A 14,889-nucleotide genomic window follows, 5' to 3' on the forward strand; every position below is an offset into this window, starting at 1 on the left:
CAGGCACGCTCCGTCTTAATCGTAATTTTATTCATACTGCTCCGGGATATAAGACCCCTCGGCCAAATCTGCAAATCGCGTGAATTCAGCCTGGAAGGCGAGCTTAACGGTGCCGGTCGGTCCATGACGCTGCTTGGCCACAATAACGTCGGCCGTGCCGCGCACCTTTTCGAAGTGCTGCTTCCATTCTTCGTATTTAGGATCGAATTCGTCACGCGGTTCGAGATTCTTGACGTAATATTCTTCGCGGAACACGAACAGCACCACGTCGGCGTCCTGCTCGATAGAACCTGATTCACGAAGATCAGAGAGCTGCGGGCGCTTGTCTTCGCGGCTTTCTACCTGACGGGAGAGCTGTGACAGCGCAATGATCGGAACATTGAGCTCTTTGCCGAGCGCCTTCAAGCCGGTGGTGATTTCTGTGATTTCCTGCACGCGGTTTTGTGCTGAAGCCTTGGACGAACCGGTCATCAGCTGGACGTAATCGATAACCAGAACATCAAGGCCGCGCTGGCGCTTCAAGCGGCGCGCACGCGCTGCAAGCTGTGCAATCGAGATACCACCCGTTTGGTCGATATAAAGCGGTATCTTCTGCATGACCTGCGAACAGGCAACAAGCTTCTCAAAATCGGTCTCGGTAATGTCGCCGCGACGGATTTTTGACGATGAAACTTCCGTCTGCTCGGAAATGATACGTGTTGCGAGCTGTTCCGCCGACATTTCGAGCGAGAAGAAGCCAACAACGCCACCATTCTTGGCTTTCATCGTGCCATCAGCCTGCTGTTCGGCTTCATAAGCATTGGCGATGTTGAAAGCGATGTTGGTGGCAAGCGAAGTCTTACCCATACCCGGACGACCGGCGAGGATGATCAAGTCGGAAGGCTGCAAGCCGCCCATCTTGCCATCAAGCGTATGAATGCCGGTAGAGACACCGGAGAGATGACCATCGCGCATGAAAGCAGCATTCGCCATGTCGACCGCGGTAGTGACCGCATCTTTGAACGGCTGAAAGCCACCGTCATACCGCCCGGTTTCTGCAAGCTCGAACAGGCGCCGTTCCGCGTCCTCGATTTGCTCCTGTGGGGCGTTGTCGACTGGCGCATCATAGGCGACGTTGACCATGTCTTCGCCAATGCCAATGAGCGCGCGGCGTGTCGCAAGATCATAGATCGCGCGGCCATAATCCTCGGCGTTGATGATGGTCACAGCTTCGGTCGCCAGGCGTGCCACATACTGGAATACGGTCAGATCACCGATCTTGCCCTCATTGGGCAGGAAGGTCTTCATCGTAACCGGATTGGCCATCTTGCCGACACGGATAAGGTCGGTGGAAATTTCGTAGATACGACGATGCAAAGGCTCGAAGAAATGGGTTGGCTTCAGAAAGTCCGAAACCCGGTAAAAAGCGTCATTGTTGATCAGAATAGCACCGAGGAGTGCCTGTTCCGCTTCAATATTGTGGGGTGCTTCACGATAAAGCGCATCTTTTTGCTCGCGCGCATCATCAAGTTTGCGTACCGCCGCTTCCGCCATGATTCTCTGATCCTGTCTCTGATCTTCCCAGCTAGACCTGAAGTGAAGCTAAACGCAACGCAGCCTCAAGGTGATTCCTGCCTGGAGAGATAAGCTATACCATGATTCACAGGCATCCACAGTTTGGGGTTTAAACTTTTGCACCGGGACTTGACGAACGTTGTGATGCAGAATGGCTGCTGATACGAAACCCGATATCGTGTTCAGAGGGAGTCTTTCATGCGTTCTCGTTTCTTATCGATATGGCTGGCAGCTATCGCCGCTTTATCGTTCCTGTCTTTTCCGGCGGCAGCATCCGAGCCCATCAAGGTCAAGGTTTTCATCGCTGCCATGTTTGAAATTGGCGAGAACAGTGGTGATCGCGCCGGTGAGTTTCAAAACTGGTATGAACGTTATTGGAAAGACGCGAAGCCTATTGAGGTAAAGGGCGCTTTGAAGCCGGTCTATTGCAATGACGAGGGTGTTTGCGGTGCGGTTCTTGGCATGGGCAAGGTCAACTCATCCGCCAGCATGCAGGCCATTCTGCTTGATCCGGCTTTTAACTTCTCGAAGAGCTATTATGTTCTGTCGGGCGTTGCAGGTACACCGCCTTCGCGCGGAACCATCGGCGATGTGAGCTGGGCGACCTGGCTTGTCGATTATGACCTCGGACATCGTTGGGCACCCGAAGAAGGGAAGCCGGGCGAGCCGGTATTCATGCCACGCAAGGGCTATGAGGACTATCGCGTCTTCAAGCTCAACCCCGATCTTGTTGCTGCCGCCATGCGTCTTGGCAAAGACGTGAAGCTTGAGGATTCGACAGAGGCGCAAGCCTACCGGATGCGTTATCCGGACAAAGCTGCACAATCAGCACCGTCTTTGAAGGAAGGCACCCATATGACGGGTGATACTTTCTTTCACGGCCCGGGATTGTCAAAAGAAGCACAGTATATTTCAAAGCTCTATGGCGCGGATGACTATCTGATCACCGAAATGGAAGCAGCTTCGATCACACTCGTTATCAAGCGCCAGTTCGGCACGGATCGTATTCTCAGCTTGCGTGGAGCCGTGAACTTCGATCAGGGCAATCCAAGCGAAACGACGTTGCAGCATCTTGATCCAGCACCGGGCGAAACCGCTGGCGGTTTTGCGGAAACGGTCAAGAATATCTACCTCGTCGGCGCTCCCGTCGTCGATGAAATCACGACCCATTGGGATAAATGGGAAGCTGGTGTTCCTAACGCTGAATAAGCATGAAGGGCTGTGTGAATGTTCACACAGCCCTTTTTTGTATCTCAGCATTATTGAGCTTTGGCCCGTTTTTTGGGTGCTTGCGTTTCGCTGTTGGCCCCTTTCGGCGCGCTGTCTAGCCGTTTTAATCGCTTTTCTTCCGCCTCGATGTAATTTCGCGTTAGTGGCACAGCTTCCTGCTTGTGGGCAATCTGGATGTGAAAGACCATCATGTTTTGCCAGCGGAAGGCGCTTTCGGAGGCTGCCAGATAAAACTCCCACATGCGGCAGAAGCGTTCGTCATAAAGTGCTTTTGCCTCCTCGCGATGCTCCATAAAAGCAAGCCGCCATTTTTTCAGTGTTTCTGCATAATGAAGCCGCAGGATTTCAATGTCGGTAACGTAAAGCCCGGCTTTCTCAATGTGTGGCAATACTTCTGAAAGAGCCGGAATGTAGCCGCCTGGGAAGATATACTTGCGGATGAATGGGTTGGTCGCGCCGGGTCCATCGGCGCGGCCAATCGCATGAAGCAGGAAAACGCCGTCTTTTTTCAACAAGCGTGCCGCATGTTGAAAATACTCGGCGAAGTGTCCAACGCCGACATGCTCAAACATACCGACTGAAACAAGTCGGTCGAACTGATCATCGATATTGCGATAATCGGTGAGCTGAAAATTTGCACGGTCTGCAAGGTCTTCTTCGATGGCCCGTTTATTGGCGATGGCGTGTTGTTCTTCCGAGAGCGTGACACCCGTCACATTGGCTTTGAGGAAACGGGCAAGATAAAGACCCATGCCACCCCAGCCGCAGCCGATGTCGAGCACCTTATGCTCGTCCTTGACGAGAAGCTTTGCTGCAATGTGCCGCTTCTTGGCCAACTGTGCTTCGGCAAGTGTCGCATTGGGTGGATCGAAATATGCGCAGGAGTACTGCTTGTCGGGGTCCAGAAACAGATCGTAAAGCGCACCTGAAAGATCATAATGGCTTTTGATATTGCTCGATGATCGAGCAATCGTGTTCATTTGCTGGAAGCGGCGAAACAATACGCGGAATTTGCCCGCTGCCTTCATCCAAGGTTCGGTGGCAGCCGTTGGGCCAGTGTTCTCAAAGACGATTTTGAGCACTGTATAGATATCGCCTTCAACAAAATCGATTTCGCCATCCATGAAGCATTCTGCGAGCTTCAGTTCAGGGTCGAGCGCTACGGCGCGCTCGGCATGACGTGTATTAAAACGGATATGAACCGGGTTACCGGTCTTGTCTCCATACTGATTAGCAGCTCCACCAGAATCAGTAACCGTCAGGTCGCCGATTTTGATCATATGCGAAAGAACAGTACGCAGCATTCCATACATTGGCCCCATCTCCTTGTTGAGATTGGAGCAAGTGCAAACATCCATGCGGTTGCATGGCAGGCGGCTTGTTGCCTGAATTCAAGCCGCTCTGTCATCAGATTTTCAGGCTATTCCCTTCGGTCAGTCGATTCCTGGCTGGCTTCTGGCTATTCGCCTGAGCAAACGCGGACGTTTCCGTCAGCACCTCTCCAATCCAATACTAATGAAGAGAATAGGCAAAATTTCCGATCTGAAAAGAGAAAATGCCCGACGGAGACCGCCGGGCATGATCATATAAAGTTTACCACCATTGGAAACATGGCTAAGGAGCATTGCTTCCTTGGAGGAAAGAGCAGGGCAGATTAAGCCTGATCTTCGCCTTCTTCGTCTTCGTCGAAGACTTCTTCAGCGAGAGGTGCTTCTTCGATGCCGTAGATGGCTTCGATTGAGGTCAGGTCTTCACCCTTTGCCTGACGTTCGGCTTCCTCAGTCGAACGAGCGATGTTTACGGAAACCGTAACTTCGACTTCAGGATGCAGCGAGATGACGATGTCATGCACGCCGATTGCCTTGATTGGCTGCTTCAGTTCAACCTGGTTGCGGTGCAGGTTGAAGCCATTTGCAGTGATGATGTCAGCGATGTCGCGGGTCGAAACCGAACCGTACAGCTGACCGGTTTCACCAGCCGAACGAACAACGATGAACGATTCGCCGTTGAGCTTGGTTGCAACTGCTTCAGCTTCGCTCTTGCGCTCAAGGTTCTGAGCTTCGAGCTGCGCGCGCTGGCCTTCGAACTTCTTGCGGTTGGCTTCGTTGGCACGAAGAGCCTTGCCCTGTGGCAGCAGGAAGTTACGGGCAAAGCCGTCCTTGACCTTAACAGTGTCGCCCATCTGACCGAGGCGGCTGATACGTTCCAGAAGAATAACGTCCATTTGAGTTTCCTTTCGAGTGTCTCAATGAGTTTATTGGTTATCAGTATTCGGGATTTTCGAGATTGGCGCGCCGCGCGATGTATCGAAAAGACCGAAAACCATGAAGACGAAAAGCAGAAATGCGAACAGGATGATCGCCACATAGACGAACCACAGCACGACTGGTCGCCATGCTTTTCCGCGTGAGCGGTGATGGAAAGTCGCAAGGCCTGCGATCATAAAGCCGAAGCTCAGTGCCCCAACAACTACCGTGGCAATGAGGCCGGCGGCGCCGGGCAAAAACGCAACTGCGAGAGCCACGGCAAAAACAAGCAGTGCCTGACGTGGCATACGCATTGTTGCAGGCCAATCATCACGTGGACGGCGCAGACGACCCGAAAGGGCAGTCAGACGCAGGGCCAAATAGAGATTGCCGACCAGAATAGCGAGGCATGTCGCTGGCTGGATTGCTGGCAGTGCCACCATCAGAAGCGCGCTGACGCTTTGGCGCATTTCATCGGTCGCAGTGAATTGTGGGTCGGCTTCGGCAAGGCGGTCGATCAGCGTGTTTGCGAGTTCTCGTGCCATATCCGGCCCGAAACCCAGAATGAAACCGATGACGATAAAACTTGCAGCAACCATCAAAGCCAGACGGAAGACGATATCCGAAAGCGGATACCAGACCATGACGTCTTTTGGACCGCCGAGTTCGGAGGCAGGACGGGCTAGGCCTGAAAGATATGCACCGATTGCAGCAGGCGCGTAACTGGTGAGCGCCATAAGCAATGCGGCCATTGGAGCCGCAAAAATGCCGACAGCAATGGTGGCGGCAGCAGCAGCAACAAGCCCTGCGCTCGAACCCCAGCCAAGAGCGGCAACAAAAATAGGCAGCGGTGTCAGGAAATAGAGAACCACCGCCATTCCCGATTGGGCAATGACGCCGGACGACATCAATGCCGAGGCAAGCCCCGCCAATATGCCGACACCAATGATGGTTCCGTTGAATTTCATAAACTCGCTGTCCTGCTCCGGATTGCCGGTTTTGCAGTTAGAGGTGCGGACAAAGTCGCGTTCACCCCAACTTGGGATTTTAGTACACCGGTCGCGCCCATCGCATCCGGGGAATATTGTGAGACGGCATAAACTGCCGCCTCACAAAAAGTCTTAGTTCACTCAGATCTTACTTCACAACGTATGGAAGCAGGCCGAGGAAACGAGCGCGCTTGATCGCCTTGGCGAGTTCGCGCTGCTTCTTCTGGCTGACAGCTGTAATACGGGAAGGAACGATCTTGCCGCGTTCCGAAATGTAACGCTGCAGGAGCTTAATGTCCTTGTAGTCGATCTTCGGTGCGTTTGCGCCGGAGAACGGGCACGTCTTGCGACGACGATGGAAAGGACGACGGGTCGGGATCTGATTGATGTCAACCATGATTATGCTCCTTCACCAGCTTCGTTGTCACGTGGACGGCGTGGGCCACGATCACCGCGGTCGCCGCGATCACCACGGTCGAAACCGCCTTCGCGTGGACGGCGTGGGCCGCGGTCGTCACCATCGCGTTCACGACGGTCGTCGCGGCGCGAAAGCATAGCCGACTGGCCTTCTTCGTGTTCTTCAACGCGAACAGTGAGGAAGCGCAGAACGTCTTCGTTGATGCGCATCTGGCGTTCCATTTCAGCAACGGCAGCTGCCGGAGCGTCAATGTTTACGAGCGTGTAATACGCCTTGCGATTCTTTTTGATACGGTAGGTGAGGGGACGAAGACCCCAGTTTTCTACCTTACCGACCTTGCCGCCATTAGCTTCGAGGACACCCTTGTACTGTTCGACGAGAGCGTCGACCTGCTGCTGGGAAATGTCCTGGCGGGCAAGAAGCACATGTTCATAAAGAGCCATTGGCTTTGCCTTTCTTCTGTTACATCATGCTGACACTAACGGCTAAGCCTCTGCGACTTCTCTTATACCGGAAAACCGGAGAAGAAAGGACGCTGGGTAAAGACAATCGAGAGCGGAGACACGGGAGGCAGAAGCACTTTAGACTTCCACGGACAGTCCAACAAATAGTTGAAGAACCGACCGCTCCTCCGTTCAGCCCCCAGCTAATGCCAGCAACGAACGGGCGGCTAATACGTGTTTTTCCCCGGGTTTGCAAGCCGCATAACCTCGAAAAACCGACAATTACTTGACTTTTCAACCTATGCTGGGGCACATCGCGCAAAATTGTCAGATCAAGTGAGGCATTCATGGCAGTAGCATTCACCTTTCCAGGACAGGGTAGCCAGGCAGTAGGCATGGGCAAGGCTCTGGCCGAACAGTTCGCTGAGGCGCGCGTTGTTTTCGAGGAAGTGGACGCAGCACTGGGCGAGAAACTCTCTGCCACGATGTTCGAAGGTCCTGAAGATGTACTCACACTGACCGCTAATGCGCAGCCCGCACTTATGGCGGTCTCCATCGCCACATTGCGTGTCATGGAAGCGCGCGGGTTTTCGCTGAAAGAAAAGGTTGCCTATGTAGCGGGTCATTCGCTCGGCGAATATTCCGCACTTTGTGCATCAGGAACATTCTCACTGGCGGATACGGCCCGTCTCCTGCGCATTCGCGGCAATGCAATGCAGAAGGCAGTTCCAGTCGGCGAAGGCGCAATGGCTGCGATAATCGGTCTTGAGCATAGCGATGTTGAAGCTATTTGCTCGGAAGCGAGGGCTTCTGGCTCGGTACAAATCGCCAACGACAATGGCGGCGGTCAGCTGGTTATCTCAGGTTCCAAGGCTGCAGTGGAATTGGCGGCATCGCTTGCTTCCGAAAAGGGTGCCAAGCGCGCAATCATGCTACCGGTATCGGCACCTTTCCATTCGACGCTTATGGGCCCCGCTGCTGACGCAATGCGGGAGGCGCTGGCCTCCGTTGAAAAGCACAATCCTATTGTGCCGCTGATTGCTAACGTGCGTGCGGCACCTGTGACGGATGCCAATGAAATTGCTGATCTGCTCGTTGAACAGGTCACGGGTCAGGTTCGCTGGCGCGAAACCATCGAATGGTTTGCTGCTAATGGCGTGACGACGCTTTATGAAGTAGGCTCCGGAAAAGTTCTGACTGGTCTTGCACGCCGCATCTCCAAGGATGTGACTGGCGCAACCGTTGGCTCGGCCGAAGAAATCGATGCGGCGGTTGCTGCACTTAATGCTTAAGAGGATCTGAGATGTTTGATCTGACTGGCCGCAAGGCTCTCGTCACAGGTGCAACCGGCGGTCTTGGCGAGGCGATTGCCCGCGCGCTTCATGCGCAGGGCGCTATCGTCGGTCTGCACGGCACACGCGAAGAAAAACTAAAAGAACTGGCTGCTGAACTCGGCGACCGTACTTTCATCTTCCCTGCCAACCTGTCTGATCGCGAAGCCGTAAAGGCTCTCGGCCAGAAGGCAGAGGAGGAAATGGGTGGCGTCGACATTCTCGTCAACAATGCGGGTATCACCCGCGACGGTCTTTTTGTGCGCATGAGCGATGAGGACTGGGATGCGGTTCTCAATGTCAATCTGACATCTGTGTTCAATCTGACGCGTGAACTGACCCATCCAATGATGCGCCGCCGCAAGGGCCGTATCATCAATATCACGTCGATTGTTGGCGTGACCGGCAATCCAGGTCAGGCCAATTATTGCGCTTCCAAGGCGGGTCTCATCGGCTTCTCGAAGTCTCTTGCACAGGAAATCGCAAGCCGTAATGTCACGGTTAACTGCGTAGCACCTGGCTTCATCGAATCGGCAATGACGGACAAGCTGAACGAAAAGCAGAAGGAAGCGATCATGGGTAGCATCCCCATGAAGCGCATGGGCGTTGGTGGTGATATTGCTGCTGCCGTGCTTTATCTGGCAAGCGACGAAGCCGCATACGTCACAGGTCAGACTTTGCACATCAATGGCGGTATGGCTATGATTTAAAAGCCTTTTAAAGGCTCTTGAATCGGCATTTTACGGTATATAAAGTCTTAAAGTCGGGCTCTGAAAAGCAAAATGCGCTTTGCCTTGCTCAAGAAGCATGGTAATGCGCCCGACGAGAGTTTCGGCATTTCGGTTGCGAGATGCCGTTTTCCTGTTCCGCAAGGAATATCCACAGGGTGACTGTCAGGGTGAGTAAACTCAAAACTTGGCAGACATCTTATAACTTGATTACAATCATGCATGCCGCTAACCAAGGCAGAGCAAGTTAACAACAGGTCGAGGTTCCGACATGAGCGATACCGCAGAGCGCGTCAAGAAAATCGTTGTTGAGCATCTGGGTGTAGATGCAGACAAGGTCACCGAAGGCGCAAGCTTCATTGATGATCTTGGTGCAGACAGCCTCGACACCGTCGAGCTCGTCATGGCTTTCGAAGAAGAATTTGGCGTTGAAATTCCTGACGACGCTGCAGAAACGATCCTCACGGTCGGCGACGCTGTGAAGTTCATCGATAAGGCTTCTGCCTAATCTGAGCTTTCGGGGCTGGGATTCTTTCGAATCCCGGCCCTGCTTGTCTTCTGGTCAGCGTCTGCAAGCAGCCTGTCCGGAAAACATCAACTACCAATAGCCGGTTGTGGCTGCTGCAAATTGCAGCCCGGTACCGTGCCGGTAATCAAGATTGAGCATCGTCCGTATGAGGCATTTTTCGCCTGCGGGATGTCTCCAACGAAGTTTATCAAATTTAAGGGGTGGATATGAGGCGTGTCGTCATCACCGGTCTTGGTCTGGTGTCGCCGCTTGCTAGCGGTGTCGAAGAGACCTGGAAGCGTCTTATTGCCGGTGACAGCGGTGCTCGCCGCGTCACGGAATTTGAAGTCGATGATCTGCCTTGCCAGATCGCTTGCCGCATCCCCCTTGGTGATGGCACCAATGGCACCTTCAATCCCGACCTCCATATGGAGCCAAAGGAACAGCGTAAGGTAGATCCGTTCATTGTTTATGCTGTCGGCGCTGCTGATCAGGCATTGGACGATGCCAATTGGCATCCTGAAAGCGATGAAGACCAGATCCGCACTGGCGTTCTGATCGGTTCGGGCATCGGCGGCATCGAAGGTATCGTTGATGCGGGCCTTACGTTGCGTGACAAAGGCCCACGCCGCATTTCACCATTCTTCATTCCAGGTCGTCTGATCAATTTGGCGTCCGGCCATGTTTCAATCAAGCACAAGCTGCGCGGCCCCAACCATTCGGTCGTAACCGCTTGCGCGACTGGCACGCACGCCATTGGCGACGCTGCGCGTCTGATCGCATTCGGCGATGCTGATGTTATGGTTGCTGGTGGTACGGAATCGCCGGTTAGCCGCATTTCGCTGGCGGGCTTTGCTGCCTGCAAGGCGCTCTCCACCAAGCGTAACGACGATCCGACTGCAGCCTCCCGTCCATATGACAGCGACCGCGATGGCTTTGTCATGGGCGAAGGCGCTGGCGTTGTGGTTCTCGAAGAGCTGGAACATGCTTTGGCGCGTGGCGCCAAGATCTACGCTGAAGTCATCGGCTACGGTCTTTCGGGTGATGCTTACCACATCACAGCACCGACTGAGAGCGGTGAGGGCGCGGAACGCTGCATGATTGCTGCAATCAAGCGCGCAGAAATTACGCCTGACCAGATCGATTACATCAACGCGCATGGCACATCGACCATGGCCGATACGATCGAGCTCGGTGCCGTTGAGCGTGTTGTTGGCGATGCAGCCTCGAAGGTATCCATGTCTTCGACCAAGTCGTCGATTGGTCACCTGCTTGGTGCCGCCGGTGCTGCGGAAGCGATCTTCTCGACGCTCGCGATCCGTGACAACATCGCGCCTGCAACGCTTAATCTCGACAATCCAGCGATTGAAACAAAGATCGATCTCGTGCCGCACAAAGCGCGCGAACGTAAGATTGACATTGCGCTGTCGAATTCTTTCGGATTCGGCGGCACCAATGCTTCGCTGGTTCTGCGTCGCTATTCTTGAGCGAGCGAGCTTTAAAAAACTAAACTATTCAAAAACGCGGGGATTTCTCCGCGTTTTTGCCAAAATATAACCTGATGCAATGTTTAAACTTGCTAATTGCGTTTAGTGTGATCAGACAGAATTTGTTTGATTTGTATGCCCTTTCGCACGGGTTTCAGGACGAGGTGATGGTGTGAGTTCAGAAGAAAAGCCCGGAACCAATCCTGCTGAGCAGCAGCCGCAAGCTGCAGTGACGCCCGAGCAAGCCGCGGCAAGCAAGCCCTTCGTGCCAAAATCTGCCTCTGAAGCTCTGCGTCCAGAACCGGGTACGCCGCCGCCGCGCAAGCGTTCGCGCCATGCGCGCAGCCAGATCGTCGTCTTCATGAACTTCATGTTATCGCTGATCGTGCTGGTGCTATTGGGAGCTTCGGCTCTGTTTTACTTCGGCAAGCTCCAGTTTGATTCCAAAGGCCCTTTGACCGCTGAAACGACGTTCCTCGTTAAACGCGGTGCTGGTGTTTCTGAAGTCTCCAACAGCCTTGAAGGCCGCGAAATCGTCAGCGATGCACGTATTTTCCGTTACGGTATGCGCGCTTACGGGCATGAGAACGATCTGAAAGCTGGCGAATATGCGATCCCGGCTGGTGCGACAATGCGCGATGTGATGGAGCTTCTCATCAGCGGCAAGTCGATCATGTATCCGCTGACAATTCCTGAAGGTCTTACCGTCAAGCAGGTATTCGATCGTATTTCTACAGATCCGATTCTGGCTGGCGACATGCCAAAAGATATGCCGCCTGAAGGTGGGCTGTTTACAGATACGCTCAACTTCACGCGCGGCACAACGCGTGAGGAAATCATCAACCGTATGATTGCCTCGCAGCAGAAGCTGATTGATGACACGTGGGCAAAACGCCGCGCTGATCTGCCGGTCAAGGACAAGAACGAGTTTGTGACGCTGGCTTCCATCGTCGAGAAGGAAACGGGTATCGCGTCGGAACGTCCGCATGTGGCGTCCGTCTTCGTGAATCGCCTCAACAAGGGCATGCGTATTCAATCCGACCCGACTATCATTTATGGTCTGTTCGGTGGCGCGGGCAAGCCCTCCGACCGTCCGATCTTCAAGTCGGACATCGAAAAGCCGACGCCTTACAACACCTATGTCATCAACGGTTTGCCGCCGACACCGATTGCCAATCCGGGTCGTGCAGCGCTTGAGGCCGTGGCCAACCCGCTCGACACCGAAGACCTCTACTTCGTAGCGGATGGTACAGGCGGTCACGTTTTCGCTAAGACCTTGGCTGAACACAATGCCAATGTGCGCAAGTGGCGCGCGGTTGAGCAGGAAAAAAATCAATTACAGCAGCAAAACACCGCCCAGTAATTGGGCGGTTTATCACTTTGTGAATGCCGAAAAAAGGAATGTAAGCATGGCGCTCCAGAGCATGACAGGGTTTGCGCGCCACGCGATGCAGTATGGCGCAGCCGATAATGAAGCGCGCATTGTGTGGGAAGTGCGCTCTGTGAACGGCAAAGGGCTGGATTTGCGCCTGCGCCTGCCGCAAGGGCTGGAAGGTGCTGAACACGCTGTCCGTTCGCTTCTGGCACGCTACTTTTCGCGCGGCAATTTTCAAGCGAGCCTTAATGTGGAGCGCGCGGAAGCTCAGGGTGGCTTTGTCATCAATCAGGCAATGCTTGATGAAGTACTGAAGCTCGGTGCAGAATTGCAAGCGAGACATGGACTTGCTCCGGCAAGTGTTGACGGCGTTCTCTCGCTGCGCGGCATTATCGATCAGGCACAGGTGTCGGAAGACGACAATGCGCGCGCTGGCCTTGAGGCTGCAGTCATTGCGGCTTTTGAAGCTGCACTCAAGTCAATTGCCGAGGCGCGTACCCATGAGGGGCAGTCACTTTTGACCATTCTTTCAGGTCATGTTGATACAATCGAGCACCTCACATCGGCGGCACGTAACGACCCGTCGCGTAGCGTAGAAGCTATCCGAACCCGATTGGCAGGGCAGGTATCGTTATTAATGGATACTGGGCGCGATCTCGATGAAACGCGCCTTTATCAGGAAGCTGCATTTCTCGCGACCAAAGCGGACATTCAGGAAGAGCTGGATCGGCTTGAAACGCATGTCGCATCTGCGCGCAAGTTGCTTGCAGATGGCGGTCCCATCGGGCGCAAGCTTGATTTTCTTTCACAGGAATTTAATCGCGAAGCGAATACATTGTGTTCAAAATCGAACGCAGCATCGATTACGGCAATCGGTCTTGAGCTGAAAGCGGTCGTTGATCAGTTTCGCGAACAGGTACAGAATCTGGAGTAACGGAAAATGGCCATCTCTTCGGTTGAACATGGCATTGCACGCAGAGGCCTCATGGTGGTGATTTCTTCGCCCTCAGGTGCGGGGAAATCCACGATTGCGCGGCAGCTGCTCAACGATCCGGACATGAAGCTTTCGCTGTCAATTTCCGTTACGACGCGCGAACGCCGTCAAAGCGAAATCAATGGTGTGCATTATCACTTCATCACCAAGCGGGAATTCGAGCGACTGCGCGACAATGACCAGCTGATTGAATGGGCGGAAGTACACGGCAACTTCTATGGTACGCTGCGCCAGACGGCTGAGGAAGCACTGGCCGATGGTCAGGATATGCTGTTCGACATCGACTGGCAGGGCGCTGAACAGTTGCAGGCCAAAATGCCTGCTGACGTGGTATCGATTTTCATTCTGCCGCCCACCATGCGCGAATTGCAGAACCGCCTGAACCGCCGTGCCGAAGATACGGCGGACGTGATTGAAACACGGTTGCAGAATGCTCGTTTTGAAATCCAAAAATGGGTAAAATACGATTACATCGTCATCAATGAAGACCTTGAGCGGTCCTATTCGGGCATAAAGGGGATCATTGTTGCCGAGCGCCTGCGCCGCGACCGTCGTCCAGGACTGTTTGATTTCGTCACAGGACTTCTGGAAGAAGATCCGGCGGCTTAAAGCATTTGAACTAAAGTGCGAAGCGGTTTTGCGTGAGGTAAATGCGTAAAAAACAGATAGAGCAATTCCAGCCGTTCAGTTTTAACTGAAGCCGCTCTACATAGCCGCTATCAAAGCGGGGAGGACGAGCATTTGAGGCCAGTCGTTATCGTGACAGGCGGCAGCAGAGGTATTGGCGCCGCTACCGCACGTCTCTTTGCCCGCGAAGGTTATGACGTTTGCATCAGTTATCTAAGCGATGCAGACGCAGCACTTGGCACAGTCGAAGCCTGCGAGGGTTTTGGTGCAAAAGCAATTGCTGTTCAGAGTGATGTGGCGAACCGCCAAGACGTCGAAGCCTTGTTTCTTGCCTGCGACAAGGCGCTCGGCGTCGTTTCTTGCCTCGTTAACAATGCGGGAGTCATCGGACAGAACACCCGAATCCAGGGGCTTCAGGACGATGCGCTCGAGCAAACCTTCAGAACTAATGTCTTTGGGTTGTTGTATTGCACACAGGAAGCGACACGCCGCATGTCCTCGGCCAATGGTGGTACAGGTGGCACGATTATCAATATCTCGTCTGTGGCAGCGGTTTTGGGAAGCCCGGGCGAGTACGTGCATTATGCTGCATCCAAAGGTGCGGTAGAAACCATCTCGATAGGGGCGGGAAAAGAGCTGGCACCTGAAGGTATCCGTGTGAATGCCATTCGGGTAGGTACAACCAATACCTCTATTCATATGTTGAGCGGAAACCCGGATCGACCAGCAAAGATTGCCGCAATGACACCCATGGGTCGAATTGCCGAGCCGGAAGATATCGCGCAAACGGCTCTCTGGCTGGCTTCTGATAAATCAGGATTCGTTACCGGAACTGTCATTACGGTTGCGGGTGGCTTAAGCGTTTAATTTGGCTGATAATATCGTTGATGTTGTCGCTGGGGTTTCCGGTCGCGACTGGAATAGTTTTGGAGCATCTCGAATAGAACTGCCCCATAAGT

At 53.7% G+C, this 14,889-nt stretch carries 15 protein-coding genes; 9 read left to right on the forward strand and 6 right to left on the reverse strand.

Annotation, left to right across the window (positions count from 1 at the left end; genetic code table 11):
* Positions 1-27: 27 nt before the first annotated feature.
* Positions 28-1,533 (reverse strand): replicative DNA helicase, encoded by a 1,506-nt coding sequence (locus tag CES85_RS11795; RefSeq protein ID WP_095446168.1) that lies wholly within the window; start codon positions 1,531-1,533, stop codon positions 28-30.
* A gap of 219 nt (positions 1,534-1,752) precedes the next feature.
* On the opposite strand from CES85_RS11795, the gene CES85_RS11800 reads away from it, so the two are divergent.
* On the forward strand, positions 1,753-2,763 hold the full coding sequence (locus CES85_RS11800) for a purine-nucleoside phosphorylase (protein WP_095446169.1): 1,011 nt from the start codon (positions 1,753-1,755) through the stop codon (positions 2,761-2,763).
* 50 nt (positions 2,764-2,813) lie between these two features.
* Here the strand turns inward: CES85_RS11800 and CES85_RS11805 are convergent, their stop codons facing one another.
* The 5 genes from CES85_RS11805 to rpsF all read right to left on the reverse strand — a co-directional run bounded on the left by CES85_RS11805 (position 2,814) and on the right by rpsF (position 6,880).
* Positions 2,814-4,097, reverse strand: a complete 1,284-nt coding sequence (locus CES85_RS11805) for a cyclopropane fatty acid synthase (RefSeq protein WP_095446170.1) — start codon at positions 4,095-4,097, stop codon at positions 2,814-2,816.
* 341 nt (positions 4,098-4,438) lie between these two features.
* Positions 4,439-5,008 carry a 50S ribosomal protein L9 gene (rplI, locus tag CES85_RS11810; protein ID WP_095446171.1) on the reverse strand — a complete coding sequence of 190 codons (570 nt, stop codon included), beginning with the start codon at positions 5,006-5,008 and terminating at the stop codon, positions 4,439-4,441.
* Between the two features lie 30 nt (positions 5,009-5,038).
* A complete protein-coding gene (locus CES85_RS11815) occupies positions 5,039-5,998 on the reverse strand; it encodes a DUF2232 domain-containing protein (RefSeq protein ID WP_095446172.1) in 960 nt (319 codons plus the stop codon).
* A 169-nt stretch (positions 5,999-6,167) separates the two neighbouring features.
* Positions 6,168-6,416: a 30S ribosomal protein S18 gene (rpsR, locus tag CES85_RS11820; protein ID WP_006466219.1), complete on the reverse strand. Its 249-nt coding sequence runs from the start codon at positions 6,414-6,416 to the stop codon at positions 6,168-6,170.
* A gap of 2 nt (positions 6,417-6,418) precedes the next feature.
* Complete coding sequence (gene rpsF / locus CES85_RS11825; RefSeq protein ID WP_024896181.1) at positions 6,419-6,880, reverse strand: 30S ribosomal protein S6; 462 nt, start codon at positions 6,878-6,880, stop codon at positions 6,419-6,421.
* A 347-nt stretch (positions 6,881-7,227) separates the two neighbouring features.
* Here rpsF and fabD point away from each other — a divergent pair, with 347 nt between their 5' ends.
* The 8 genes from fabD to CES85_RS11875 all read left to right on the forward strand — a co-directional run bounded on the left by fabD (position 7,228) and on the right by CES85_RS11875 (position 14,797).
* Positions 7,228-8,172 (forward strand): ACP S-malonyltransferase, encoded by a 945-nt coding sequence (fabD, locus tag CES85_RS11835; RefSeq protein ID WP_095446173.1) that lies wholly within the window; start codon positions 7,228-7,230, stop codon positions 8,170-8,172.
* 11 nt (positions 8,173-8,183) lie between these two features.
* Positions 8,184-8,921 (forward strand): 3-oxoacyl-[acyl-carrier-protein] reductase, encoded by a 738-nt coding sequence (gene fabG / locus CES85_RS11840; RefSeq protein WP_095446174.1) that lies wholly within the window; start codon positions 8,184-8,186, stop codon positions 8,919-8,921.
* 289 nt (positions 8,922-9,210) lie between these two features.
* Positions 9,211-9,447, forward strand: coding sequence for an acyl carrier protein (locus CES85_RS11850; RefSeq protein ID WP_002963616.1), 237 nt, complete (start codon positions 9,211-9,213; stop codon positions 9,445-9,447).
* Positions 9,448-9,674: 227 nt separating this feature from the next.
* Entirely contained in the window at positions 9,675-10,934 is a 1,260-nt protein-coding gene (gene fabF, locus CES85_RS11855; protein ID WP_095446176.1) for a beta-ketoacyl-ACP synthase II, read from the forward strand.
* A 172-nt stretch (positions 10,935-11,106) separates the two neighbouring features.
* Positions 11,107-12,297, forward strand: a complete 1,191-nt coding sequence (mltG, locus tag CES85_RS11860; protein ID WP_095446177.1) for an endolytic transglycosylase MltG — start codon at positions 11,107-11,109, stop codon at positions 12,295-12,297.
* A gap of 46 nt (positions 12,298-12,343) precedes the next feature.
* Positions 12,344-13,243, forward strand: a complete 900-nt coding sequence (locus tag CES85_RS11865) for a YicC/YloC family endoribonuclease (protein WP_095446178.1) — start codon at positions 12,344-12,346, stop codon at positions 13,241-13,243.
* A gap of 6 nt (positions 13,244-13,249) precedes the next feature.
* Positions 13,250-13,912 carry a guanylate kinase gene (gmk, locus tag CES85_RS11870; protein WP_095446179.1) on the forward strand — a complete coding sequence of 221 codons (663 nt, stop codon included), beginning with the start codon at positions 13,250-13,252 and terminating at the stop codon, positions 13,910-13,912.
* Positions 13,913-14,044: 132 nt separating this feature from the next.
* Positions 14,045-14,797 (forward strand): SDR family oxidoreductase, encoded by a 753-nt coding sequence (locus CES85_RS11875; RefSeq protein ID WP_095446180.1) that lies wholly within the window; start codon positions 14,045-14,047, stop codon positions 14,795-14,797.
* The last annotated feature ends 92 nt before the right edge of the window (positions 14,798-14,889 follow it).

It is taken from the genome of Ochrobactrum quorumnocens (genome assembly GCF_002278035.1).
GTDB classification, from domain to species: Bacteria; Pseudomonadota; Alphaproteobacteria; order Rhizobiales; family Rhizobiaceae; genus Brucella; species Brucella quorumnocens.

What these genes read in the sequence shown, in the direction of transcription:
- fabG (WP_095446174.1), top strand. Translation starts at nt 8,184, where the DNA reads ATGTTTGATCTGACTGGCCGCAAGGCTCTCGTCACAGGTGCAACCGGC.
- fabF (WP_095446176.1), top strand. Translation starts at nt 9,675, where the DNA reads ATGAGGCGTGTCGTCATCACCGGTCTTGGTCTGGTGTCGCCGCTTGCT.
- CES85_RS11865 (WP_095446178.1), top strand. Translation starts at nt 12,344, where the DNA reads ATGGCGCTCCAGAGCATGACAGGGTTTGCGCGCCACGCGATGCAGTAT.
- rpsR (WP_006466219.1), bottom strand. Translation starts at nt 6,416, where the DNA reads ATGGTTGACATCAATCAGATCCCGACCCGTCGTCCTTTCCATCGTCGT.
- CES85_RS11795 (WP_095446168.1), bottom strand. Translation starts at nt 1,533, where the DNA reads ATGGCGGAAGCGGCGGTACGCAAACTTGATGATGCGCGCGAGCAAAAA.
- CES85_RS11815 (WP_095446172.1), bottom strand. Translation starts at nt 5,998, where the DNA reads ATGAAATTCAACGGAACCATCATTGGTGTCGGCATATTGGCGGGGCTT.
- gmk (WP_095446179.1), top strand. Translation starts at nt 13,250, where the DNA reads ATGGCCATCTCTTCGGTTGAACATGGCATTGCACGCAGAGGCCTCATG.
- CES85_RS11800 (WP_095446169.1), top strand. Translation starts at nt 1,753, where the DNA reads ATGCGTTCTCGTTTCTTATCGATATGGCTGGCAGCTATCGCCGCTTTA.
- rpsF (WP_024896181.1), bottom strand. Translation starts at nt 6,880, where the DNA reads ATGGCTCTTTATGAACATGTGCTTCTTGCCCGCCAGGACATTTCCCAG.
- fabD (WP_095446173.1), top strand. Translation starts at nt 7,228, where the DNA reads ATGGCAGTAGCATTCACCTTTCCAGGACAGGGTAGCCAGGCAGTAGGC.
- rplI (WP_095446171.1), bottom strand. Translation starts at nt 5,008, where the DNA reads ATGGACGTTATTCTTCTGGAACGTATCAGCCGCCTCGGTCAGATGGGC.
- CES85_RS11850 (WP_002963616.1), top strand. Translation starts at nt 9,211, where the DNA reads ATGAGCGATACCGCAGAGCGCGTCAAGAAAATCGTTGTTGAGCATCTG.
- CES85_RS11805 (WP_095446170.1), bottom strand. Translation starts at nt 4,097, where the DNA reads ATGTATGGAATGCTGCGTACTGTTCTTTCGCATATGATCAAAATCGGC.